The organism is Isoptericola halotolerans (assembly GCF_003003075.1).
GTDB lineage: Bacteria > Actinomycetota > Actinomycetes > Actinomycetales > Cellulomonadaceae > Isoptericola > Isoptericola halotolerans_A.
Window position 1 is genome coordinate 1 of record NZ_PVTX01000001.1, and the last position, 24,293, is coordinate 24,293.

The window sequence follows — 24,293 nt, forward strand, 5'->3', positions numbered from 1 at the left end:
TGGGAGCACGCCTTCTACCTCGACTACCTCAACGTCAAGGCCGACTACGTCAAGGCGTTCTGGAACATCGCCAACTGGCGCGACGTCGCCGCCCGTCTCGACCGCGCCCGCACCCAGACCACCGCACTCATCCTCCCCGCCTGAGGATCTCCTGCACGGCGTCGTAGGGCCCGGTTCGCGCACCACGCGAACCGGGCCCTGTCGCACGGTGCGGAGCGGAGTGCGGAGCGCCTTTTGCCGAGCTTTGGTTATCCCGTGACGTGATGCGCTAGGGTCCCTGGCAGCGACGACGCCCAAGGAGATGCTCGGTGACCAGCAGTGCCGCGGTACGGACCATGCCCCTCCCGGACCACCGGCACGCGGTGATGCGGCTCCTTGCCGCAGTGCTGGCGTTCACCCTGGCCGGCGTGGTGGCCGTCGTGCCGGGGGCGCGCGCGGCGACCGCGGACGATCTGATCGCCACCACGGTGAGCGTGAGCCAGTACGAGACGTGGTGGCCGGCCGGTGCGCGGCATCTCGACGTGCGGGTGACCACGCCCGACGGAGAGCTGGTCCATGACGGTGGGCTCCTGGCCGAGGTGAACGGGATCGACTACTCCGGCTCGAGCACCTGGGCTTCCGGCCGTCTCCCGATCCATGCCGAGTTCCCCGCGGCAGGCACCTACCCCGTCACGGTGCGATATTTCCCGGCGGCCGGGTACGCGGGGTCGGAGTGGACCGGCACGGTGGAGGTGTCGGAGGGCACCGTGGCCACGACGACCACCGTCGTCGACGCTCCTGAGCAGCTCCACTACGGCGACCGAGGAGCGGTCGACGTCCAGGTGGACGTTCGGGGTGAACACCTGCCGAGTGGTGTGGTGGAGCTGTGGTCGCTCGACACCGGCGAGTTCGTCGACCAGGAGCGGGTCGGCGCCGGAGGGCGGGTCAGGCTCCATCTGCGTGAGGTCCTGCCAGGCAACGAGTCGTTCGAGGTCGTCTTCGTGCCGTATGGCGGCCTGCAGCGGTCGCGGGCGGAGCTGACGGTCCCGATCCTGAAGGCGGAACGCGACCTGGACGCCTGGGTCGTCGGCGGATCCGTCGACCCGCACGACACCTGGTGGAAGGTGGCCGTCGACGTCCCGGACGTCGACCGCGTCGCAGGGACCTTGGCTCTCTACGCCGGCGACCGCCGCCTCGCGCGCATCCGGCCGGACGAGGAGCACAACCGCACCGAAGTCTTCGTGATCGAGTCGGACGTGCTCCCGCCGGGGAACCACCGGCTCCACGTCCGGCTCACCGGCTCGCCGACCGTCGAGGACACCAGCGCCGACGTCGTGCTGCGCGTCGCCAAGGTCGAGAGCGACATGTGGGCCAGGGAGAAGCGGCAGATGCGCTGGGGGGTCGATCACCGGCTCCTCGTCCGGACGGGCGCCGAGACCTCCTGGTCCGGCAACGACGGCCACTTCGCCACCGGCACCGTGACGGTCTATCGGGGCCGTACCAAGGTGGGCAGCGAGAAGATCCGGCGTGAGGGCGAGACCACGGTGCGCATCGACGGTCACCGGCTGCGCGTGGGCAGGACGACGCTGCGCGTCGTCTACTCGGGCGACAGTCGGTACGCCTCGTCGACGAGCTACGAGACGGTTCGGGTGCGCAAGGCCAAGACGAAGGTCCGGGCCAAGGTGGTCGACAAGACGGTGAACGATCCGCAGCGAGCCAAGGTGAAGGTCCGTGTGAAGTCGCCGTCGGACGTCGACCCGACGGGCAAGATCAAGATCAAGGCCGACGGCAAGACGGTCAAGAAGGTGCGGCTGAAGAAGAGGCACGACGGCTCCCGCACGGTGAAGCTGCCCGGGCTCAGCGACGGCCACCACACGATCAAGGTCGTCTACACGGGGTCGTCGAAGACGAAGCGGGCGGTCAAGAACAATCTGTACGTCTGGTTCCGCTGAGCTGGTTCGCTGAGCACGGGTCAGCCGAAAGCCTGGCGTGGGCAGCAGGCCCGCGCGACACCGCGACGAGAGGCCCCTCCCGGGACGGCTACCCGCCAGGGAGGGGCCTCTCGCCGCAGCTCCCGCGACGGTCAGAGATCGGCGTCGGCCAGGCCCTGCTGCCACTCGATCAGGTCGGTGACCTTGGCCTGCAGGGTCGCGGCGGCCTCGTCGTCGCGGACCAGCGCGCCGGCGAGCGCCGCCGTCGGGCGCAGGATCCGGACGGCCTTCGAGGCGTCACCGGCGTTGGCGGCCTCCTGGGCGTTGTCCAGGCGTCGCTCGAGCTGGTTGACGGCGACACGGTCACGGGCGGTGTCGCTCGGCAGCTCCTCGACGAGCGTGTCGACCTCGGACCACGTGACGCAGTCGCCGCCACCGGAGACCGTGCCCGCGGTCCACTGGATGCCGCGGAGCACGGAGCCGAGGAAGGTCGGGTCGGCCCAGGAATCCTCGACGTGCCCGGCGCCCTGGTGCCAGGAGCGCCCGCCCTCGAAGTTCTGGCACCAGGCGATCGGGTGGTCCTCGCCCATCGTGCCGCCCTGGTAGGTCGACTCGTCGAGGGTCATCAGCACGTGCACGTCGCCGCGCGGGTTGAGGGTGTAGTTGTACCACTCGTCCCAGCGCTCCCACTCGAGCGGGACGCCCTCCATGGAGGGGTGCGCCGGGCTCTCGACCCGCATGGTGGCGGTCTGCTGCTGCGGGTGGCCGGCGAACCGCGCCCCGCCGCCGATCAGCTGCGTGAACCAGCTCGAGGTGTGCATCGTGTCGGTGGCCGCGTGGATGCCGACGACGCCGCCGCCGTCGTGCACGAAGCCCTGCAGCGCGGCGAGCTCGGCGTCGTCGAGCAGCCGCGGCTGGTCGGGGTCGAGGTTGTTGGTGTTGTCCACCGGGGAGACGAACACGATCGAGTCGTACTGCGCCAGGTCCTGCGCCGACGTGAACGGCGTGGAGTCCATCGTGAGGTCGGGCTGGCCGGGGGAGCCGGGGCCCCACCAGCCGCCGGAGCTGTTGGGCGGGTCCCAGACGTCGACGTCGAAGCCGTGCTCCGCACCGAGGTCGATCAGGGCGTGGGTGGTGTCGTCGATGTGGGAGTGGCGGAATCCCAGGGTCTTGCCGACCACGAGGATCTCGTCGAGCTCCTCGCCGGCGGTGGCGCCCGGTGCGGCGGTGGCCGACCCGGCGGCAGCCAGGCCCAGCGTGAGGGTGAGGGTGGCGGTGGCCGTACCGGCGACGGCACAGCGGGTGGCGGAGGTTCGCTTGCTCATGACGCTCCTTTGCGCATGCGGCACATTCGTTGACCGGTTCAACTTAACCCCGGGAGCGGTAGATGTCACCACCTGAGAGCAAAAGTCTGCTGGCCTGCGACAAAAGCCTGCCGGGCGCCTGTCCCGGCTGCGCTCGGTCACGACCCGGGCTACCGTCCCCTGATGCCCCGATCCTCTGACCGCACCCGTGCCCTGGTCCGCGCCGGAGCGTTCGGCCTGGCCGGCTTCCTCCCGGTGCTGGTGCTCGCCTGGCTCGTCCGTGCCGAGGCGCCGGCCGTGCTCGACGCCGACCAGGCCGCCGTCGCCGCGGCCCTCGAGGCCACGCGCGACCTCCCCGCGCTGCAGACCGGCCTGGTCGTCTGGCAGGAGGTCACCCAGCCGCGCTGGGTGGTGCTCGCCGGGGGTCTGCTCTGCCTGTGGGTGTGGCGCCGCCGCGGCCTGGGCGGCCGTGCGCTGTGGGCCTTCGGCACGCTCGTCGCCTCGTGGGGTCTGTCGGTGCTCGCGAAGGAGGCGGTGGGCCGCCTCCGGCCGCAGGTCGACGACGCGATCACCGCGGCGCCGGGCTTCAGCTTCCCGTCGGGCCACGCCATGGCGGCGGCGACCGGCGCGGTGACGCTGACGTTGCTCGTGTGGCCGCTGCTCGGACCGCGGGCGCGCGTCGCCGTCCCGGCGGTCGCCGCTACGCTGGCCCTCGTCACCGCCGCGCACCGCGTGATGCTCGGCGTGCACTTCCCCTCGGACGTGGTCGCCGGAGCGTTGCTGGGTGCGACGTTCGCCGGCGCCTCGTACCTCGGCTACGTGGGCTGGACCAGCACTGCCCGCATCCCCGAGCCGGAGGTCCGATGACCGCGTTCGTCCACCGCTACGAGCTCGACCCGAGCCGACCCGACGGCAGAGCGGTGGCGCGCGACCTCGCCGTCCGGGCCTTCGCGCCGGCTGCCGCCTGGTGGTGCCTCCTGGTGGGTCTCGGCCTCCTCGTCGTCGGACCGCTCGGCGACCTGCCGGCCGGGGACCCCGTGGAGACGTGGTTCGCCGACCGCCGGACCCCGGTGCTCAACACGGTCTCGGAGTGGGTCGGGCACCTCGGGGCGACGCAGGTCGTCATCGGCGTCACCGTGCTCACCGTCGCGGTCCTGTGGTGGCGCACGCGCCAGTGGTGGTTCGCGCTGGTGCCGGCGCTCGCGGTGTCGTTGCAGTCGCTGGTCTTCGTGACCGCGTCCGCCGTCGTCGGGCGGGAGCGTCCGGACGTCCCGCACCTCGACGACGCGCCACCGACGTCGAGCTTCCCGAGCGGGCACACGGGAGCCTCGACCGCGTTGTGGCTCACCCTGGCGCTGCTGGCCCAGCGCATCCGCCATCCCGTGCTGCGCGTCGTGGTGACCGCCCTGTGCGTGCTCGTGCCGCTGCTGGTCGGGATCTCCCGGATGTATCGCGGGATGCACGGGCCGGCCGACGTCGCCCTGGGTCTGGTCAACGGCGCGGTCTGCGTGGTCCTCGCGTGGGGCTACCTGCGACGCTCCGCGCCCGGACGCCCGTAGCGCCGCCGGGTCACGGCGCCGGCTCCTCGTGCTCGGTCGCGGGGACCGGCACGGTGCATCGGGCGAGGAGCGTCCCGCCGTCGTCCAGCAGGACTGCGGTGGCGGTCGCGCCCGAGAGGTCCTGGGGCGCCTCGACGCTCACCGAGGCGATCGGCTCGGGGACGCTCCACCACACGCTGTTGTCGGCGTCGGCGCCCGGCTCGTCGTCCGGCATCGGCCCGCCCTCCGCGGAGTAGAAGCTCCCGTCGGGTGCGCGGACCTCCAGCGCGGCGGACGGGGCGTCGAGCGGAGGGTTCCCGCCGTCGTCGACCCCGAGCGCGGCCGACCAGACGACCGCCACCTCCCACGACCGTTCGACCGGCCGCTCGATCCCGAGCCGGGACTCCCACGTCGCCGACGCGGCGCTGCCGATCGTGGCCGTGGCGACGAACGGACTGGTGCTGGTGCAGGAGGTCATGTCGGACGAAAAGTGTCCCGACCCGCCGCTGCCCTGCACCAGGCTCATGGCCGCCGCCGCGGCACACACGACCAGGGACACGCCGCTCGTGACGATCCGAGGCCAGCGCAGCCACGGCGCGCGGGCGTCGCGGAGGCGGCGCAGCCACGCCACCCAGCGGTGAGGTCGCGGCCGGGTGCTGGTCACGACGACGGTACCGAGCAGCGAGTCCGCGTAGGTGCGGCCCTCCGGGTGCCACGTGGCGCGCAGGTAGCCGAGCAGGAGGAACGCGTCGAGGAAGTGGGCGAGCCAGCGCAGCACGGTGCCGAGCATCCCGATCGGGCGGCCCGAGCCGGCGTCGACCACGCTGATGCCGCACACGCGCTTGCCGGGCGTCATCCCGGTGTAGGCCTGCAGGATGCCGAGGCCGAGGAGCGAGCCGACGGTCCACGAGACGGCGTCGGAGCCGAGCTGTGGCTGCTCACCGCGGTGCAGCAGCGGCAGCGCGGCGTACGTCGGGGCGTCGCTCGTGGCGAGCCACGCGATGGACGCGACGACGGCCGAGTCCAGGAGCACGGCCAGCACGCGCAGGAGCCAGCCGGCCTTCTCGTGGCCGTCCACGAGGGGCTCGGGTCCCAGCGGCGGCCGACGGCGCGGAGGCACCTGCCGTGGCCGACGTCGCGGCCGCGGGGAGCGTGCGTGCGTCGGGACCGTCGTCGTCATGGGAGGAGGCTCCCACAGGCGTGCGCCCAGGTCACGGGCGTGTCCGTGGCGCCGGCGCCCGTTGCCCGTGCGAGCCCACGCCGTCCCTGGGCACGATGACAGCCGCGTCGAACCTGTCGCACGAAACGAGGGGAGCACCTGTGGACCTGGGCATCGAAGGCCGCGTCGCGGTCGTCACCGGAGCGGACTCCGGCATCGGTCTCGCGACCGCCCACGAGCTGCTGCGCGAGGGGGCGCGCGTCGTCCTGACCGACGTCGACACGGACCGGGTCCGCGCGGCCGCGGAGTCGCTGGGCGTGCCGCAGGAGAGATGGGCGGCCGTCGGCGCGGACCTCGCCCGGCCCGACGACGTCGCGGCGCTGGTGCGCGCCACGGAGGAGGCCTTCGGCCCGGCGGGCATCCTGGTGCACTCGGCCGGGATCCACGGGGCGCAGGGCCTGTTCCACGAGATCGACGACGACGGCTGGCTGGAGACGCTGCAGGTCGACCTGCTCGCCGCCGTGCGGACCGTGCGGGCGCTGCTGCCGGGGATGCGCGCGGCCGGGTGGGGCCGCGTCGTGCTGGTCTCGTCCGAGGACGGCGTGCAGCCCTACGTCGACGAGCTGCCGTACAGCGCCTCGAAGGCGGCGATCCTCAACCTCACCAAGGGCCTGTCCAAGACGTACGGCCGCGAGGGCGTCCTGGTGAACGCCGTCTCGCCCGCCTTCGTCGAGACGCCCATGACCGACGAGATGATGGACGCCCGCGCCGCCGAGCTCGGCGTCGACCGGGACGAGGCGGTCCGCAGCTTCCTGGCCGAGGAGCGGCCCTTCATCGAGCGGGACCACCGGGGGAGGCCCGAGGAGGTCGCCGCGGTGGTCGCGCTGCTCTGCTCGTCCCGCGCGAGCTACGTCGTCGGGTCGAACTACCGGGTCGACGGCGGCTCCGTCGCCACGATCTGAGGAGGCCACATGACGAGGGACCACTACGACTACCTGCTGCTCGGCGGCGGCATGGCGTCCGACGCCGCAGCGCGCGGCATCCGCGAGATCGACGCGGAGGGCACCATAGGGATCGTCGGCCGGGAGCCGACCGAGCCCGTCACCCGCCCCGCGCTGTCCAAGAAGCTGTGGACGGACCCTGACTTCTCCTTCGAGCAGGTCTGGACGGGCACCGCCGAGGACACCGGCGCCGAGCTGCTGCTCGGCGAGACGGTCGTGGGACTCGACACCGCGCGGCGCACGGTTCGCACGGCGTCCGGCCAGGAGATCGGCTACGGCAAGGCCCTCGTCGCGACCAGCGGCACGCCCGCCTCGCTCGACGTCGACGACCCTCACGGGTCCGGCCGCGTCATCCCGTTCCGCAGCGTGCGCGACTACGAGACGCTGCGCGGACTGACGGCGCAGGGGAGCCCGCACGTCGCCGTGGTGGGCGGGAGCTACATCGCCACCGAGCTCGCGGCCGGGCTCACCGAGACCGACGCGCGCGTCACGCTCGTCTTCACGCAGGACACGCTGCTCGGGCAGATGCTCCCGGCAGACCTCGCCCAGCGTGTGGAGAGCCTGTTCCGCGAGCACGGCGTCGAGCTCGTCCGCGGCACCGAGGCCACGGGCGGCGAGGTGCGCGGCCCCGACGGGCCGGTGCGCCTGACGCTGTCGTCCGACGACGAGCTCGAGGTCGACGTCGTCGTCGCCGGCCTGGGCATCTCGCTCGAGACCGGGTTCGCCGTCGAGGCAGGCCTGGAGGCGGTCGACGACGGCGGGATCGTCGTCGACGCGCACCTGCGGTCGAGCGACCCCGCGGTGTGGGCGGCGGGCGACGTCGCGCACTACCCGGACCCGGTGCTCGGCACGCGGCGGGTCGAGCACGTGGACCACGCGACGTCGTCGGGCCGGTCCGCCGGCCGGGACATGGCCGGCGCCGACGAGCCCTACACGCACACGCCCTTCTACTACTCGGTGCTGTTCGGCGTCCGGTACGAGGCGGTCGGCATGCTCGACGCGTCGCTGGAGATCGTCGAGGACCGGCAGGGCGGCGCCGAGGATCCGCTGGAGCAGGTGGTCGCGTACTACGTGGAGCGAGAGGCCGACGGCGCGGACACGGCGCGGGTGCACGGCGTGCTGCTCTGGGGCGTCGAGGAGGGCACCGGCGCCACCGACGCGGCGCGCGAGGTGCTGGCGGCCGGACCGGTCGACGTCGGCAAGCTGCCGGGGCGGATCCGGCTGGACTGACCGGCGGCGGGCCGGGGCTTCGTCAGCGACTCAGCCGGTCGAGGACGTGCGCGGCGACGACCAGCGGTGGCTCGTCGTTCACGTCGTCGCTGCCGAGAGATGCGCGCCAGTCCTCCTCCAGCGCGACCACGCGCTGCCGTAGCACCGCGACATCGGGCTCGGCGTCCCGGTCGACGGCGTCGGCGAGCCACGCGGCCCACGTCCGCCACCGCGGGAGGTAGAGCCCCTTGATCAGGCCTGCCCAGTGGCGGCCGGAGTAGTCGTGCAGCCCGCTGGTCTGGTGACCCCACACCGAGACGAGGCTGCGGGCGTCCCGCTCCATGACGTCGGCCTCGGCGACGGTCTCACCCCACCGGCGTGCCTGAGCGATCCACGTCGAGACACGTGACTCCGGCCGGGTCGCGCACAGCGTGTCGAGGTCCGCGAGGTCCTGCTCCAGTCGGAGCGCATGCCTGCGCAGACCCGCGGCGTCATGCGCCGCGTAGCACTCGAGGATCCCTCGGATGTGGGCCCGGGAGCCCTGCGCCAGCACGTGACCCACCAGCTCAACGACGTCTCGCGCGAGGGCGTCGCTTATCGCGCGGTTCCCGATCGCGAGCAGCAGTCGTGCGCTCTCCGAGACCGTCGGCAGGTCACCGAGCACAGCGGGGTCGTTCTCGGCGTCGATGTTCGCGGACATCCGCGACCCGCCCGGCGGGAGTGCCTCGCCGGCGACGCGCTGCGCGGCGAACGGGGCCGCGGCGCTCCATGGCCGCGCGTACACCGGTGACGGGATGGAGCGCGTCCGGCCGGGGCCGTACAGGGTCTGCGCCAGGAGGCGCCATGCGTTTCGGGCAACGTCGGCTGCCGGGCCGGTGACCCCGTACCGCTGGACGGCGAACCGGTCGAGCCAGGTCTCGACGTCGGTCTCGCCCCACGCCGAGTCGGTGGCCAGCTCGTAGTAGACGGTGTTGTTCTCGATCGCCTCGGGCGCGAGCCCGACGCCTTCGAGCCTGTCCGGCCGCGTCCGCCGCAGCTCCTCGACGTCACGCACGAGCCCGTGGAGGTCGCCGAACAGCGCGAAGCGCCCCCCGAAGTTGTGGATCGCCGTCCACAGCCACCGCCGCCCGTGCATCCCAGCGCGCCACATCGGCGCGTGCTCGCCCCACAGGTCGATCAGCAGAAGGTTCTCGTGCGGCACGCCACCCAGGTAGGCCTGCACCCGCTCGGATGTCCAGAAGGCCTGGTGATAGTGGAAGGGCCAGCCCTGGAGCAGCCAGGTGGCGTCGGGGTGCACACCGGCGATCGTGTCCCACGTCGCGGCGCCAGCGGCGGCGAGCGTCTCCACCTCGCCGGTCGGTGGCAGCGACTCGAGGTAGGGGTCGACGGCGAGCACCGGACGGTCCCCGAGGTCACCGAGCAGCTCCTCCTGCGTCTCGAGGAACGTCGTGACGAACCGCCGGAACGCGGCGCCGGTGGGGTCCAGGACGGGAGTCCGCCAGCCCTGCCACTCGATGGCGTCGGCGCCGTCCCCGGCGAGCGAGTCGGGCACATGGCCGCCGGCTACCGGCAGGACGGGCGTCATCCCCAGCTCCCGGGTGCGCGCCAGGATGCGCCGTGCGAGATCGAGCCGTCTCGCGGGCCAGCTCGCGGGCAGGGGGCCGCCGAACGAGTGCATGCCGCCGGCCGCCGTCCACGGCAGGTGGGCAGCGCTGCCGATCCACGTCCAGGCTTCCTCGTCGGTGATGCCGCTGCGTCGCAGCGTCTCGGCCAGGACGACCTCGTGGGCGGTCAGGACGTACGGGTGGTTGATGCCGTGCAGCGCCATCCAGTCGATCTCGCGCTCCCACCGGGGCCAGCCCCAGAACGCCGCGCTGTACGCGTGGGTGACGAGGTTCAGGTAGTAGCGGGTGCCGAACGGTGTCGCGACGTGCGCCGATCTCGATGGCCCGTCGTCCGGGCCGAGCGGGGGATCGAGGCTCGGATGCTCCCAGGTGATGCGGCGGCCACGGGCCTGCAGGTGATGGTGGTAGCCGACGCTGGCGGCGACCGCGTCGGTAGCGCTGATCCTCAGGCGACCTCCCGACGTCGTCCACGTGGCGTCCGCGACCCCTCCGTTCCCGGGGTGCTGCTCGACGAAGCTGACTCGTGAGGCATCGCCTCCCGCGCGGCGGACCACGCCGCGCACGGCGTCCGCCCAGGGCGCCTCCTCGGAGGCTCCGCGCGGTGTCGTGGTGCTCATCACGGCGCACCGTCCGTCCCGTGGATCGCCAGCCAGGCGGGGAAGTCGACGCGCTGGCCCCGCAGGCGGGACTCCTCGGCGGCGAACGCCATGAGGTGAGCGTCGAGCGCCGTGCTGAACGAGAGCTGGCCCTGCCCGACGGTGTCCTCGGTCAGCGCCGTGACGAAGGCGGCCATGAGCCCGGCGTCGCCGCCGGCATGACCGGCGTGGTCGCCCAGGTCGGTCGCGCTGCTGGCCACGGTCAGGGTGTATCGCGTGTGGCCCATCGGGCCCTTCGCCTCGGCGTGCTGCGTGAGGGTGGGCAGGCCGGTCGGCAGGGTCGCGCCGGGGGAGAAGAGGTCCACGGTGATCTCGCCGGACTCCATGTGACCGTTGAGCTGGCCGAGCGGCCCGCTGATCGACACGTTCCGCGTGTTCTCGGCGGTGAACGCGGAAGCGGTGAGAGTAGCCGTGACGCCTCCAGGAAAGAGCATCGTCGTCTGCTGGTGGTCGGCCACGTCGTTGTCGCAGCGATAGACGCAGCGCCCGTAGTCCCCGGTGCGCAGCGCTTCCAGGCGACCGGTAGCAGAGGTGTCGGGGCCGAGGAGGTGCACCGGGTGGCCGTGCTGTTCGGCGAGCGCCTCGACGTAGTAGCGCGGCGCATAGAACGGGCAGCTGTCGGCGACCGGGCAGCCGTCGAGACAGTGTTCCGGAGCGCCGACCGGGGCGTTGCCCCGGTGGAACCAGCCGAGCTCGCCGATGCTGTAGATCGTCTCGGGGGCCGAGCCGACGAGCCACCGGATGAGGTCGAGGTCGTGCGAGGTCTTGGCGAGCACCATCGGGCTGGAAGCGGTGGCGTTGCGCCAGTTGCCACGCACGTAGGAGTGAGCGAAGTGCCAGAAGCCGATGTTCTCGCGGACCTCGACCGTCATGAGAGGTCCGAGGGTCAGGGCGGACGTGATCTGGTGGATCGTCCTCCAGAAGGGCGTGAACCGTAGGACGTGCCCGATCGCCAGGCGTGCCCGGGAGGTGCGGACGTGGCGGGCGAGCCGCTCGAGCTCGGAAAGGCTGGGCGCGGCGGGCTTCTCCAGGAGGAAGGGCAGCCCGGCGTCCGCGACGGCGAGAGCGATGTCGACGTGCTCGTTGTCCGGGGTGGCGATCACCACGCCGTCCAGACCGAGGCCGGTCGCGTCGGCGAGGAGCGGCCGCCAGTCGGCGTACTCCCGGGCGCCGGAGGTCGTGGCCAGGGCGCGGCGCCGTGACGGATCGGGGTCCGCCACGGCGACGAGCGTGGTGCGGTCGGGGTGGTCGACAGCCCATCGTCCGTAGGCGTCGCGGCCACGGCCGCCCGCTCCGATGACGGCGAGGCGCATGGGGCGCGGCGACGCGATCACTTGTCCGCTCCCGTCGTGAGGCCCTCGACGAGGTAACGCTGGGCGACGAAGAACAACAGGATCACCGGGAGGGTCACCAGGATGGATCCCGACAACAGCACCGTCACCGGCACGTTGAAGTCCGCGAGCTGGGAGATGCCGAGCGGTGCCGTCCACAGGCTGCGGTCCTCCACGAGGAACAGCAGGGCGTAGAAGTACTCGTTCCACGCGATCATGAAGACGTAGATGGCGGTGGCGACGACGCCGGGCAGCGCGATCGGCAGGACGACGGAGCGCAGCATGCGCGGCAGGGAGGCCCCGTCGATGATGGCCGCCTCTTCGACGCTCTCCGGGAGCGCCTCGAAGTAGTTGCGCATCATGTAGATCGACACCGGCACCGTGGCGGCGACGTACACCAGGAACAGTCCGAGCAGCGACCCGGTGAGCCCGGCCCGCGCGAGCAGGACGAACAGCGGCACCGAGAGCACGATCCCGGGGAAGAGGTAGACGGCCAGGATGAGCCCGCTGACCGCGCCCCGGCCCCAGAATCGAAGGCGCGCTGCGGCGTAGGCGCCCAGGATGCTGACCACGACCGACAGGGCGACCGTGCTGATCGCGACGACCAGCGAGTTGAGGACGAAGCGGCCCAGTCCGAACCCGCCCTGGTCCGGATCGAGCAACGCCGTCGTGTAGCCCGTCAGGTCGATCTGGTCGAAGGACGGGATCAGGTCCAGGGGAGCTTGGACCACCGCGGAGTAGGGCCGCAGCGAGAGCAGGAACCCGTAGGCCACCGGCGCGAGTGCGAGGAACAGGGCGAGGGCGATGAGGGCGAACCGGCCGGCCTCCGTGGCACGGCGGGGGCGGGTCGCTGAGCGTGTCACTCGACGTCCACCTTTCGTCGGGAGAGCAGGACGTAGGCGCTCAGCAGCACGACCAGGACGACGGACATGAGGAGCCCGTACGAGGCGGCGCTGCCGATGTCGGCTCGTGTCACGAGCTCGGTGTAGACCTTCAGCGCCATGACCTGGGTACCCCCCGCTCCCTCGGTGAGCAGGTAGATCTCGCTGAAGCTCTGGAACGTCCAGATGAACCGCAGCAGGCAGAGGAGCAGGATCACGCCGCGGAGCTGGGGCATGACGATACGTCCGAGGATCTGGCGACCGTTCGCGCCGTCGAGTGCCGCGGCCTCCTCGATGTCGGGCGGCACGGACTGCAACCGCGCAGTGATGAAGAGGAAGGACAGCGGCGCCGAGGTCCAGATCTCGAACAGGACGACGACGAGCAGGGTGAGCGGGACGGAGACGCCCCAGACCTCGGTGCTGGTCGTGTTCAGAAAGCCGACGGACGACTCCCATCCGAGGTGCTCCCGGCCGAAGACGTTCACGATCCCGTACTGCGGGTTGAGCATCGTGCGCCAGATCGTCGCCGCGGCGACGATGGGCAGCACATAAGGCACGAGCAGCAGCGCACGCACGACGCCGCGGCCCCGGAAGGGGCGACGCATCGCCAGCGCGACGGCGAGCCCGGCGCCGACGGAGCCGAACATCGTCAGCGTGGCGTAGAGCAGCGTGGTGCTCAACGCCTGCCAGAAAGCCGGATTACTGAGCGCCCGTCGAAAGTTGTCGAACGACCAGTCGATCGGCTCGGTGAACAGGTACGGGATGTCGACGAGCCGGACCTCGCTGAACGCGAACACGAAGACGAGGGCGAACGGCAGGATCGAGGCGAACAGCACGACGGCGAGCGTCGGCGCGGACATCAGCAGGCCGTTGCGGTTCTCGCGCCGGGGGCGCGCACGACCCGCGAGCCCCCGGCGCGAGGTGTCCGTGGTCATGGTGCTCACAGACCGGCCTGGACCTCGCTCACCGCCTGCTCCATGGCAGCCGTGACCTCCTCGGGGTCGGCACCGGAGTACAGCGGCTCGATCTGGTTCGCGAGGACGCCCTGGCTGGACACGAGGCCCGCTAGCGCAGCGTCGTCGGTCCCCATTCCCCAGAGGTAGACGGCGTTGATGCCTGCGGACATGTCGTCCACGAACTCCTCGCCGTAGAGCTCGACGCTGGTCCGTTCCTGGCCCGGTCCGATGCCGAGCTCTCCCCAGGCGTCGATGAACTCGGTCGGGTTCTCCGGCGTCCCGTTGCGCAGCGGGATCCGGCCTTCCGTCGCGACCCCGAGGGTGTCGACGTACCCCTCGCCGAGCACGTACTCGATGTACTGCTGGGCGGCCTCGGTGTTCGCGCCGGTGGGGACGCCGTAGCTGAGGATCGCGCCGTACTGCGCGGGGTTCGTCTCGTCGAGGACGGTGACGAACTCGGTGTTCTCGGCGAGGAAGGCCGGGTCGTCGGCGCACTCGGCGCACGTCGCGGGGGTCGCCTCGTCGAGTCCCGCGAGCTCGTCGAGGATGTGGGTGGAGAACAGCAGCATGGCCGCATCGCCGTTCATGTAGGCGGCCCGGGCGCTCAGCACGTCGAAGTCGCCCGCGGTCGAGGAGTTCCGCAGCTCGAGGAAGTTCTCGGCCGCTCGGGCGCACTCCGGGGAGTCGATCGTGACGTCGCCATCGGTGGCGAGCTCGCAGCCCGAGCTCTGGAAGATCGACTGGATCCCCTCGGTGGCGGAGGCGGTCCCGGCCTGGGTGCCGAGGGCCATCCCGGTGATGCCGAGCTCCTCCTTGACGGTCGTCGCCGCGGCGGCGAGCTCGTCGACGCTCGTGGGGGCGTCGACGCCGGCCTCCTCGAGCAGGTCTGCGCGGTATGCCACGACGTGGATCCATCCGTCGCTGGGGACAGCGGCCGTGGATCCGTCGACCGTCACGGCCTCGAGAGCGTGCTGGTTGAACGTGTCGGCTCCGAGCGAGTCGACCGCGGCGCTCGAGGCCTCGACGTCGAGCAGGCCCTGGGAGTTCCAGGCGCTGGTCTGCGTCGACGCGTGCAGGATGACGTCGGGCACGTCGCCCGAGGCGGCTCCCGTGGCGAGCGCCTGGTCCTGGTCGGCGCCGGCCATCGGCACGACCTCGACCTCGATGCCGCTCTCCGCCGTGAAGGCCTCGGCGATCTCCTCCTGAGCCGCGAGCCGTTCCGGTGTCGTCTGCGGTGTCCAGAAGGTCACGGTCTGGTCGCCACCGCTCGCCCCCTCGCCGCCGTCACCGTCGCCGCTGCCGGAGCAACCGGCTGCCACGCCGACCGCTGCGACCGCCGCCACCGTGGCCGCCCACCGCGGCCAGAACCTTGATGTCATCCGTCTCACTCCTCGAGGTGCGTCGTCACCACCGGCCCTGTCTCCGGCGGACGGGCTCGCGTATCGTCACGATGGTCGACGGCGCGAGATTGACGCACGATCTCGCCCGCGGGCTGCAAGGAACGATCGCTGATGAACCGAAGATGAACGAATCGGAACGTGCTCGCCGCGCGAGCGGGAAGGCTGTCGTGGACGACGCCCTGGAACGCCGGATCGTCGGCGCACTGCTGGCCCACCCTCGCGCCTCGATCTCGCAGATCGCCCAGGCAGTCTTCACCTCGGAGGCGACGGCGTCACGGCGGGTAGCTGCCCTGACCGCGGCGGGTACCGTGCGCGTCACCGCGAGCCTCGACGCCGAGGCCACCCGGCGGTCCCGGTCCGTCTTCGTCCGGCTCCGGTGCCGCCCCGGACAGGGCAGCCGGACCGCCGAACGGCTGGCCGAGTGGCCCGAGTGCGGGTCGGTCAAGGTGCTCACCGGCAGCGTCGACTGCATCGCCGAGGTCCGCTACACGTCCCCGGCCCATCTGCTGGCGATCACCCGTGACCGCCTCCCAGCGCTGGACGACGTCCTGGCCGTCTGGAGCAACCAGGTCATCCGGCGGTTCTCGACCCCGCACCGCTGGATGCCGCAGCTGCTGCCTGCCGACGCCGTGGAGCGACTTCGTGCCTGCAGGATCGACTGGTGGAACGACCGCGTGCCCGCCACCGCGGCGGTGCTCGACCACCTCGACCACCAGATCGCGGCGCTGCTGACCGAGGACGGGCGTGCGACGTGGCAGCGGCTCGGGCAGCAGTGCGGCGTCTCGCCGATCACCGTGCGTCGCCGGACGGAGGCGATGATGCAGTCCGGGGCGCTCCGCATGCGCACCGTGGTCGAGCCCGAAGCGGTCGACCTCCCCGTCGATGCCTTCATCTCCCTGAACGTCAACCCGACGCACCTCAGCCGCGCCGGTGAGCTCCTGGCGGCTCACCCGTCGGTGCTGATGATCGCTGCCACCACCGGCGACCGGAACCTGTGCGGCGAGGTGGCGCTCGAGTCGGACGCAGGGCTCTACACGTTCATCTCGGAGACGGTCGGGAACCTGCCGGGCCTGCAGCTCGCCGACGTGGCGGTGGCGCTGCGCAGCCTGAAGCGGGCAGGACGTACGGTCACGGAACCGCCCGACGCGACCCGGACCGAGTCGCGGGGTCGTCCGTCCGTTCCCCGGCCCGACGGATCGATCGCGCTCTCCGTCTGATCGCACTCCTGGTTGTCGCTTTCTTGCAGACCCCGGTGCACGTCCGGCACGCCCGGCGACGATGCCGAGTGCCGGCCCGGTCACCGGGCCGCGTCCCTGCACCTGACGATGAGGAGCAACGCTGATGAACCTCGGACCCCGGCCACGTGCCCTGGCCGTCGCGACGACGCTCGCGGGAGCCGTCGCGACGACCCTGGGCCTCGTGGCGCCGACCGCCGCGGCGCCGTCTCCCGCCGCCGAGCGAGCACCCGCGGACCATGTGGTCCTGCTGGCCTTCGACGGCTTCGACGCCGACTACCTCGAGCTCGTCGACGAGCTGCCCACCCCGCACCTGGACCGACTCGTGCGCCGCGGCAGCCTGACGACCAGCAGCGGCGTCATGACCACCATCACCAACCCGTCGTGGTCGTCTGTGGCCACCGGCGCCTGGCCGGAGCGGCACCTCAACACGGCCTACTGGTTCGACCCGGAGACGAACACCGCGCGTGGCCAGCAGCGCGACCTCGCCGTGCCGACCATCGCGCAGACGATCCGTGACCAGGGCGGCACCGTCTTCTCTTCGCAGTGGTACATCCTGCAGAACTACGGCACCGCGTACGGCGACCCGGACGGTCTCTACACGCAGCCCGGCGGCGACTGCTCGCGCCGGGTCGACGACGCCGTCGACGTCCTTCGGGGCGAGCCGGTGAACAGTGGCGGCCAGATGGTGACGGCGAGCGGGACACCGGAGCTCCTCGCCGTGTACTGCGACACCCTGGATGCACTCGGCCACGCCGGCGGTGCGGAGAACCCGGCGATCCCCGAGGCCCTGATGATGCTCGACGAGCAGGTCGGGCGCGTCGTGGACGCCACCAAGGAGGCCGGGATCTACGGTCGCACGACGTTCATCATGACGGGCGACCACGGCATGACCACGTTCGACCAAGGGTTCGGCGACGAGGCTCTCGCCGCGATCGCCGACACGGGCTACGACGCCCAGATCCTGTCGCCGGGCAGCTCGCCGGCTGCCGGCACGGACGTCGCGATCGTCGTCGGTGGCGTCGCGAGCCTGCACCTGGTGGGTGATGCCACCGGTGATGCCGGTGCGGTCGAGGCGATCCGCGCCGCGCTGGAGGAGCTCCCGCAGGTCCGCGCCGTCTACGACGAGACCGACCAGGCAGAGCTGCGGATGAGCCCGAACTACGGTGAGCTCGTCGTCGAGCCGCAGCCCGGCTGGTCGTTCGGGGCGACGCCGTCCCAGCCGGTCGGGCGCCACGGTGCGTCGACGGAGCTTGACGTCGCCTTTGCGCTCGCGGGCGCCGGCGTGCTGCCGAACCGGCCGCCCTCGGACGCCCGGCACGTCGACGTCGCCCCGACGATCGCCGCGCTGCTCGGCATCGACCCGCCGTCGGGTGCGCAGGGACGGGTGTTGACCGAGTCCGTGCGCGTCCCGGAATAGGCGAGACGGAGTAGGCGAGGAACGCTGCGCCGTCGTCCCGGCCTCAGTCGGGCTGACGGCGCAGCGTCCGGGCCTCGGCGACAGCGTCGGCGCGCTTGGCGGCCTTCTTGTCGCTGGCGCTGGTGTCGCGGGGCGGGAGCTGGATGGTCTCCTCGGCGGCGATGCCGCCCTGCAGCTCGCGGCTGCGCTCCATCTCGGCGTCGAGCTCCGCGCCGAAGAGCAGGGCCAGGTTGGTGATCCACAGCCAGAGCAGGAACACGATGACGCTACCGAGGGTGCCGTACGTCGACCCGTAGCTGCCGAAGTTGGCGACGTAGAACCCGAACGCGGCGGAGGCCAGCGCCCAGATGACGATCGCGACGGCCGCACCGACGCTGACCCACCGGAACTTCGGCTGCTTGACGTTCGGCGTCGAGTGGTAGAGCAGCGCGATCACGATGATGACGAGCAGCAGCGCGACGGGCCACTTGGCGATGTTCCAGATCGTCATTGCGACGTCGCTGAGCCCGACGGCGCTGCCGACGGCGGAGGCGACCGGCCCGGACAGCACCAGGCTGGCGATGACCAGGATCACCAGGACGAGGACGACGGCGGTGATCACCAGCATGACGGGGCGCAGCTTCCAGAACGGCCGGCCCTCCTCGACCTCGTACACGCGGTTCATCGCGCGGCTGAAGGCGGTGACGTACCCGGAGGCGGACCACAGGGCCAGCGCGACACCGAGGATCAGGGCGAGGCCCGCACCGGTGGAGTTCGCGGCGTTCTCGACGAGCGGCTGGACGATCGACAGCGTCTCCTCGGGCAGGAAGTCGGAGACGGTGTTCATGACCGAGCTCACTGCCGCCTCGGCGTCAGCGACCAGCCCGAGCACGGAGATGAGGGCCAGGAGAGCCGGCGCGGACGCCAGCACCGCGTAGTAGGTGAGGGCGGCGGCCAGGTCGGTGCACTGGTCGTCGCTGAACTCGCGGAACGCGCCCTTGAGGGCGAGCTTCCAGTGCGGGCCCTTCATGTCGGGCGGGGAGTCGGGCTTGCTGGAGTCGCGGTGCGTCCGTTCCGTGCGCGACTCGTCGGTGTCAGCCATCGGCCCTCCAGGTGTCGTCGGTCCTGCCACCAGGCTCTGCGGCGACGCGGATGCCCGCAACGCGAGGCCGCGGCCGGGTCGGGCCCACGGCGCGCGACGAGACGGCGTCGGTGCCTACGGTGGAGACGAACCTCGACACGACGGAGGCCTCGATGACGCACGACGCCGACGACCGGGCGCACCGCCCGGACCCCGAGCCGGGACGAGACAGCGAGACCGATGTCCAGCCGGGCGACACCCCGCCGGCCGCAGGCCAGGTGAGCGCTCCGCAGGGCCACGACGAGCACGGCCCGCGCCGCGCCACGCCGTGGGTGTGGCTCGTGGCGATCGGGGTGGTGGTCGTGCTCGCGGCGGCCTACTTCGTGGGGTACGGCATCGGTCTCTTCGACTGATCCGTGACGCTGAAAAGGTAGTCACTACTATTGACTACTTTTTCGACGTCATCGATGATGACTACTCAAGCGTAGTCATCGGAGGCGGATACTCATGTCGTACACAGGCCGGGTCACCAGCCCCGAGTCCTTGGGTCGGATCCTCCAGCAGGCAAGGCTGCTCAACGGCTGGAGTCAGCGGGAGCTCGCGGCGCGCATCGGCACCACGCAGCGCTACATCTGGGAGATCGAGAGCGGGAAGCCCTCGATCTACACCGAACGGCTCTTCGCAGTCCTGCGGGAGACGGGGACCGAGCTCTCGGCGACGATCACCGAGCAGAGCACCGATGGTTGAGCTGGTGGTCGAGCTTTACGGAGTCACGATCGGGAGGCTGACGGGCGACGGGAGGACCTTCGACTTCGACGCCGACGCCGACGCGATCGAGGAGTTCGGCCTCGACAGCCTGGTGATGTCGGTGGCGGTCCCGCTCGCGGTGGTGCCCGCGCGGGCACGCCGAGGGCGCCGGCAGAACTTCTTCCGTGAGCTGCTGCCCGAGGGTCGGATGCTGACACGTCTCGCGCAGCAGGCTGGGACCTCGGAGCACGACGTGGTCGCGCTGCTGCGGGCGTACGGACGCGACGTCGCTGGTGCTCTGCAGATCTGGGATCCCGAGATGCCCGGAGAGCCCAGGACGCCGGCGGTGGAACCGCTGACTCCTCGCGGGGTCGCCGACCTTCTGAGCGAGGTGGCCTCGTTCCCCCTGGCGAACAAACCGCGAGGCGGCAAGACGTCGTTGGCTGGAGTCCAGGACAAGGTGGTCCTGGTCCGGACCTCCACAGGATGGGCGCGCGCTGGACGGATACCCGTCGACCCACATCCTCAAGCCCGCTTCGCGGGACCACCCCACGATCATCTACGACGAGGAGTACGGCGCGAGGATCGCTCGTGCCCTCGGCCTGGCAGACGTCGACACCCGCATCACGGAGTTCGACGGCGTGCCCGCCCTCGTCGTCGAACGTTATGACCGCGAGGACGGCGCGGGCGACAGCCCGCCGCAGCGGATCCACCAGGAGGACTTCAACCAGGTGCTCGGCACACAGGGGGACCAGAAGTATCAGCGGTACGGCGGCAAGGCCTCGTTCCTTCGGGTAGCCCGGGAGCTCACCACCCTGGGAGATCGACGGTCCGTCCGTCGTCTGGCACGCATGACGGTGCTCTCGGCGGCGATCGGCAACCTCGACCTGCATGCCAAGAACCTGGCGCTTCTCCATCCCCGTGACGGGTCCGTCCAGCTCGCACCGGCCTACGACGTCGTGCCACAAGCGCACCTGCCGAACGACGGCGAGCTCGCTCTCGCCGTGGATCGCGTCTACCGGCACGCAGCGATCACGCGGGCCCACCTGGTGGCAGAGATCCACTCATGGGGTGTGCGCGACGCCGACCACGTTGTCGACGAGAGCCTGGCGGCGGTGCTCGAGACGGTCTCCGTCGAGACCCCGGACCCGCGGGCGCACCCAGGCCTGGCCGACGACATCGTGCGGTTCGCGACCAATCTTCGCGCCGGACGCGAGGCCGGCCACCACTGATCGTGGTGGTGGCTGCGGCTTCCCTCTTCAAGGTATAGCGCAGAGGGGGTCTTGCGGCAAGGCCCCCTGGGAGGCGCAGAATCTCAGGTCTCCGCCCCGGCACCCCCGGGGCTTCGCGACCGGAGCCGATGCCCGTGACCTCCCGTTCCCCGAGCGCCTTCGACCTGCCCGCCTCCCGCGCCGCCAAGGCCGACGCCACCCTGATCGCCCCCGACGAGCGGCACTTCGCGGCCATCGCCGCCAGCCTCGCGGCGTCGACGGCGGACCTCACCGAGCGGCTCGACGCCGCGCGCCGCACGCCCGCCGGTTCCGGCCAGGCGGCGATGGACCGCGACCAGGAGGTCCACCGCCTCACTGCCCGCCTGCGCACGCTCCAACGGTTCGGCCTCGACCTGTGCCTGGGCCGCATGGTCCCGGCCGACGGCGGTGAGCCCGTCTACGTGGGGCGTCTCGGCCTGACGGACGGCGACGGGGCGCGCCTGCTCGTCGACTGGCGCTCGCCGGCGGCCGAGCCGTTCTTCGGCGCCACCCACGCCGACCCGATGGGGCTGGCGAGCCGCCGCCGCTACCACTGGGCGGACGGCCGGGTCAGCGACTACTGGGACGAGGTCTTCGCCACCGACGGAGCCGTCGGCGACGGCGCGCACGGGCTCGCCCACCACCCGGCGCTCGACGACCAGTCCGCGTTCATCGCGGGCCTCGGCGCCGAGCGTTCGGACCGGATGCGCGACGTCCTGGGCACCATCCAGGCCGACCAGGACGCGATCATCCGCGCAGGCGCGCAGGGCACCCTGGTGGTCGACGGCGGTCCGGGCACCGGCAAGACGGTGGTCGCCCTGCACCGCACCGCCTACCTGCTGTACTCGGACCCGCGGCTCGGTCACCGGCGGGGCGGGGTGCTGTTCGTCGGCCCGCACCGGCCCTACCTGGCGTACGTCTCCGACGTCCTGCCCAGCCTGGGGGAGGAGGGCGTGCAGACGTGCGTCCTGGTCGACCTGGTGCCCGAGGGTGCGGCGGCCGTCCCCGAGCCCGACCCGCTGGTGGCACGGCTGAAGGCGGACGCACGCATGGTGGCCGCGCTCGAACCGGCGGTGCAGCTCTACGAGGACCCTCCGACGGAGGGGCTGCTGGTGGAGACGCCCTCGGCCGACGTCTGGATCAGCGCCGACGACTGGGCGGAGGCGTTCGACGCGGCCGAGCCCGGCACGCCGCACAACGAGGCGCGCGACCAGGTCTGGGAGGCGTTGCTGCGCATCGGCATCGACAAGCTGGCCGACGAGCCGGTCGACGAGCCGGTCGACGAGCGGGTCGACGAGCCGGACCTCGACGGGGCGTCCGACGACGCGGACGGCGAGTTCGACGCCTACGGGCGGACCGCCGTCGACCCCGACGACGCGTCCCGGCGGGCGCTCGCCGCGAACCGGGACCTGGCGCGGGCGTTCGGCCGGGCGTGGCCGCTGCTCGAGCCGACCGACGTCGTCGGCGACCTGTGGGAGGTGCCCGCCTACCTGCGGCGGTGCGCGCCGTGGCTGGCGCCGGACGAGGTCTCGGCGCTGCAGCGCGCGGACGCCCGCGCGTGGACGGTGGCCGACCTGCCCCTGCTGGACGCGGCCCGCCGTCGGATCGGTGACCCGCAGGCGGCGCGCCGTCGACGGCGGCAGGAGGCGGCCGTCGCCGCGGAGCGGGCGCGCCTGGCCGACGTGGTCGACGACCTGATCGCCACCGACGACTCGGAGATGGCCGTGATGTCGATGCTGCGCGGCCAGGACCTGCGCACGGCGCTGGTGGACGACTCGGCGGTCCCGGCGGCCGAGCCGGACGCCCTCGCCGGACCGTTCGCGCACGTCGTCGTCGACGAGGCGCAGGAGCTCACCGACGCGGAGTGGCAGATGCTGCTGGCGCGCTGCCCCTCGCGCAGCCTGACGGTGGTGGGGGACCGGGCGCAGGCCCGGCACGGCTTCACGGAGTCGTGGAAGCAGCGGCTGGAGCGCGTCGGCCTCGACGGCGTGGGCCTCGCCTCGCTGACCATCAACTACCGCACGCCGAGCGAGGTCATGGCCGCGGCCGAGCCGGTGATCCGGGCCGCGATCCCGGACGCCAACGTCCCGACCTCCGTGCGCAGCGCCGGCCCGGTGGTCCACGGCACGACGGCGGAGCTGGAGCGCGTGCTCGACGGCTGGCTCGCCGAGCACGCCGGCACCGCGTGCGTGATCGGCGCGGCGGACCTCGCGCCGCGGGAGCGGGTGCGGGCGCTGACGCCGGAGCTGGCGAAGGGGCTCGAGTTCGACCTGGTGGTGCTGGTGGACCCGCACCGGTTCGGCGACGGGATCGAGGGGGCGGTGGACCGCTACGTCGCGATGACCCGCGCGACGCAGCGGCTCGTGGTGCTCACCGGCGGCTGAGGTCCGGGTACCCCGCCAGCGCCTCGGTCAGCACCCGCCCCTGCGCACCGGCCGGCGGGTCGATGCCGAGCAGCGCGGCCACGGTGGGCGCCACGTCGACGTGCCGGGGGTCCGACGGCGGCCGGCCGGGGGCGATCCCGGCACCGGCCAGCGCGAACGCCACCTCCAGCTCGGTGCTGGCCCCGTGCCGGCCGGCCGGTCGGCGGGGCGTGGAGCCGAACGACCAACCGGGCTGCGGCTCGACCACGAGCTCGCCGTAGCGAGGGCTCATCCGCATCCGGGCCTGGTCGTCCTTGCCGTGGACGGCCCGCACCTGGGGGAGCGCCTCGAGCGCCGCGCGGATCGCCGCCACGGCTCGGGGGTCGTCGGCCGCGCGGCCGACCAGGTGCAGGCTCGCCACCCCGCCGACGACGGCGACGACGTCGGTCCGCCGCCGGGGCGCGTCGCCGGGGCGCACGATCTCCATCCGGTACCCGGCGCGCGCGACCGCGGTACGGGCCGCCCGGCCGAAGCCCCGGTCGAACGTCGTCATCCCGTGGTCGCCCAGCAGCACGAAGGCGGTGCGGGCAGCGATGCCGGCCTCCTCGGTGGCCGCGACGAGCCGCCCCACCTGTGCGTCGATGTCTCGCAGCGCGGCCGGGATGCCCGGGTGCCGGTCGCCGCCCGCGTGGCCGAGGGCGTCGAGGACGTCGCAGTAGACCGCGACGAGCTGCGGCGGCCTGCTCAGGGTGACCGGCGTGCCCCCGCTGAGCACTGGCTCGCCGCGCAGGACCGCGACCGCGTCGTCGACCCGTCGCGCGCTGTCGCCGCCCGGCCGGGTGTACAGACCGTCCCGATCGCCGAACGCGGTGCCGTGGTCCTGCAGCACGGGCCACTGCACGCACAGCACGGTGCCGCCCTGCTCGCGCACGGCCTCCGCCAGGGTGGGCACCGCGACGTCACGCTGCTGCCCACGGGCGACGCGCCCCTCCGGGTCGTACCAGAACGCCGAGTTCAGGTGGCGTTCCGGCCAGGCACCGGTGGCGATCGAGGTCCACGACGGGTTGGTGATGCTCGGCATCACCCCCGTCCCGGTGGTCAGGCTCCCGCGGCGCACGAGGGCGTCCAGGTGCGGCGTCGGCAGGCCGTCGAGCAGCGGGAGGTAGCCGGCGTCGAACCCGTCCAGGGCGAGGAGGACGACGTGGTCGGCCGGCGGTGCGGGCGTGCCGGCAGCGGATTCCATGCCTC

General features: G+C 72.3%; 22 protein-coding genes. 13 read left to right on the forward strand and 9 right to left on the reverse strand.

What is annotated here, in order from left to right:
- Positions 1-144 (forward strand): Fe-Mn family superoxide dismutase (locus BCL65_RS00005; RefSeq protein ID WP_219885636.1); only part of this gene is annotated, 144 nt, incomplete at its 5' end.
- A gap of 164 nt (positions 145-308) precedes the next feature.
- The gene (locus tag BCL65_RS00010) at positions 309-1,931 is read left to right on the forward strand and encodes an Ig-like domain-containing protein (protein WP_125206574.1); all 1,623 of its coding nucleotides are present in this window, start codon (positions 309-311) and stop codon (positions 1,929-1,931) included.
- Positions 1,932-2,062: 131 nt separating this feature from the next.
- Here the strand turns inward: BCL65_RS00010 and BCL65_RS00015 are convergent, their stop codons facing one another.
- Entirely contained in the window at positions 2,063-3,235 is a 1,173-nt protein-coding gene (locus tag BCL65_RS00015) for a ThuA domain-containing protein (protein ID WP_106264053.1), read from the reverse strand.
- A 162-nt stretch (positions 3,236-3,397) separates the two neighbouring features.
- On the opposite strand from BCL65_RS00015, the gene BCL65_RS00020 reads away from it, so the two are divergent.
- The gene (locus BCL65_RS00020) at positions 3,398-4,081 is read left to right on the forward strand and encodes a phosphatase PAP2 family protein (RefSeq protein WP_106264055.1); all 684 of its coding nucleotides are present in this window, start codon (positions 3,398-3,400) and stop codon (positions 4,079-4,081) included.
- Positions 4,078-4,773, forward strand: a complete 696-nt coding sequence (locus tag BCL65_RS00025) for a phosphatase PAP2 family protein (protein WP_106264057.1) — start codon at positions 4,078-4,080, stop codon at positions 4,771-4,773. Before BCL65_RS00020 ends, BCL65_RS00025 begins: the two co-directional genes overlap by 4 nt.
- Before the next feature lie 10 nt (positions 4,774-4,783).
- Here the strand turns inward: BCL65_RS00025 and BCL65_RS00030 are convergent, their stop codons facing one another.
- A complete protein-coding gene (locus BCL65_RS00030) occupies positions 4,784-5,932 on the reverse strand; it encodes an RDD family protein (protein WP_106264059.1) in 1,149 nt (382 codons plus the stop codon).
- Positions 5,933-6,072: 140 nt separating this feature from the next.
- On the opposite strand from BCL65_RS00030, the gene BCL65_RS00035 reads away from it, so the two are divergent.
- A complete protein-coding gene (locus BCL65_RS00035; RefSeq protein ID WP_106264061.1) occupies positions 6,073-6,873 on the forward strand; it encodes an SDR family NAD(P)-dependent oxidoreductase in 801 nt (266 codons plus the stop codon).
- Between the two features lie 9 nt (positions 6,874-6,882).
- Entirely contained in the window at positions 6,883-8,142 is a 1,260-nt protein-coding gene (locus tag BCL65_RS00040) for an NAD(P)/FAD-dependent oxidoreductase (protein ID WP_106264063.1), read from the forward strand.
- Between the two features lie 22 nt (positions 8,143-8,164).
- Here BCL65_RS00040 and BCL65_RS00045 read toward each other — a convergent pair whose 3' ends face one another.
- Genes BCL65_RS00045 through BCL65_RS00065 form a run of 5 tightly spaced genes read right to left on the reverse strand, consistent with a single transcriptional unit; the run spans position 8,165 to position 14,949 of the window.
- Positions 8,165-10,363, reverse strand: a complete 2,199-nt coding sequence (locus tag BCL65_RS00045; RefSeq protein WP_106264065.1) for an alpha-N-acetylglucosaminidase — start codon at positions 10,361-10,363, stop codon at positions 8,165-8,167.
- Positions 10,363-11,736 (reverse strand): Gfo/Idh/MocA family protein, encoded by a 1,374-nt coding sequence (locus BCL65_RS00050; protein ID WP_243401139.1) that lies wholly within the window; start codon positions 11,734-11,736, stop codon positions 10,363-10,365. The genes BCL65_RS00045 and BCL65_RS00050 overlap by 1 nt, the downstream gene beginning before the upstream one ends.
- Positions 11,733-12,596, reverse strand: coding sequence for a carbohydrate ABC transporter permease (locus BCL65_RS00055; RefSeq protein WP_106264067.1), 864 nt, complete (start codon positions 12,594-12,596; stop codon positions 11,733-11,735). The genes BCL65_RS00050 and BCL65_RS00055 overlap by 4 nt, the downstream gene beginning before the upstream one ends.
- A complete protein-coding gene (locus BCL65_RS00060; RefSeq protein WP_106265079.1) occupies positions 12,593-13,549 on the reverse strand; it encodes a carbohydrate ABC transporter permease in 957 nt (318 codons plus the stop codon). Before BCL65_RS00060 ends, BCL65_RS00055 begins: the two co-directional genes overlap by 4 nt.
- A gap of 5 nt (positions 13,550-13,554) precedes the next feature.
- The gene (locus tag BCL65_RS00065; protein ID WP_106264069.1) at positions 13,555-14,949 is read right to left on the reverse strand and encodes an ABC transporter substrate-binding protein; all 1,395 of its coding nucleotides are present in this window, start codon (positions 14,947-14,949) and stop codon (positions 13,555-13,557) included.
- 143 nt (positions 14,950-15,092) lie between these two features.
- On the opposite strand from BCL65_RS00065, the gene BCL65_RS17720 reads away from it, so the two are divergent.
- Together BCL65_RS17720 and BCL65_RS00085 are read left to right on the forward strand one after the other, a co-directional pair.
- On the forward strand, positions 15,093-16,187 hold the full coding sequence (locus BCL65_RS17720) for an Lrp/AsnC family transcriptional regulator (protein WP_165800061.1): 1,095 nt from the start codon (positions 15,093-15,095) through the stop codon (positions 16,185-16,187).
- Positions 16,188-16,311: 124 nt separating this feature from the next.
- Complete coding sequence (locus tag BCL65_RS00085; RefSeq protein WP_106264073.1) at positions 16,312-17,625, forward strand: alkaline phosphatase family protein; 1,314 nt, start codon at positions 16,312-16,314, stop codon at positions 17,623-17,625.
- A gap of 43 nt (positions 17,626-17,668) precedes the next feature.
- Here the strand turns inward: BCL65_RS00085 and BCL65_RS00090 are convergent, their stop codons facing one another.
- Positions 17,669-18,706: a YihY/virulence factor BrkB family protein gene (locus tag BCL65_RS00090; protein ID WP_106264075.1), complete on the reverse strand. Its 1,038-nt coding sequence runs from the start codon at positions 18,704-18,706 to the stop codon at positions 17,669-17,671.
- Between the two features lie 152 nt (positions 18,707-18,858).
- Here BCL65_RS00090 and BCL65_RS00095 point away from each other — a divergent pair, with 152 nt between their 5' ends.
- The 5 genes from BCL65_RS00095 (at position 18,859) to helR (ending at position 23,066) form a co-directional block, all read left to right on the forward strand.
- Positions 18,859-19,098 carry a DUF6480 family protein gene (locus BCL65_RS00095; RefSeq protein ID WP_181340684.1) on the forward strand — a complete coding sequence of 80 codons (240 nt, stop codon included), beginning with the start codon at positions 18,859-18,861 and terminating at the stop codon, positions 19,096-19,098.
- Between the two features lie 94 nt (positions 19,099-19,192).
- Positions 19,193-19,432, forward strand: coding sequence for a helix-turn-helix domain-containing protein (locus BCL65_RS00100; protein ID WP_106264080.1), 240 nt, complete (start codon positions 19,193-19,195; stop codon positions 19,430-19,432).
- Positions 19,425-20,102, forward strand: a complete 678-nt coding sequence (locus tag BCL65_RS18200; protein ID WP_243401140.1) for a HipA N-terminal domain-containing protein — start codon at positions 19,425-19,427, stop codon at positions 20,100-20,102. Before BCL65_RS00100 ends, BCL65_RS18200 begins: the two co-directional genes overlap by 8 nt.
- Positions 19,990-20,664, forward strand: a complete 675-nt coding sequence (locus BCL65_RS18205) for a type II toxin-antitoxin system HipA family toxin (protein ID WP_243401150.1) — start codon at positions 19,990-19,992, stop codon at positions 20,662-20,664. The genes BCL65_RS18200 and BCL65_RS18205 overlap by 113 nt, the downstream gene beginning before the upstream one ends.
- A gap of 128 nt (positions 20,665-20,792) precedes the next feature.
- A complete protein-coding gene (gene helR / locus BCL65_RS00110; protein ID WP_106264082.1) occupies positions 20,793-23,066 on the forward strand; it encodes an RNA polymerase recycling motor ATPase HelR in 2,274 nt (757 codons plus the stop codon).
- Here helR and BCL65_RS00115 read toward each other — a convergent pair.
- Positions 23,053-24,288 (reverse strand): alkaline phosphatase family protein, encoded by a 1,236-nt coding sequence (locus BCL65_RS00115; RefSeq protein ID WP_106264084.1) that lies wholly within the window; start codon positions 24,286-24,288, stop codon positions 23,053-23,055. The two genes, helR and BCL65_RS00115, sit on opposite strands and share 14 nt — an antisense overlap.
- Between the last annotated feature and the right edge of the window lie 5 nt (positions 24,289-24,293).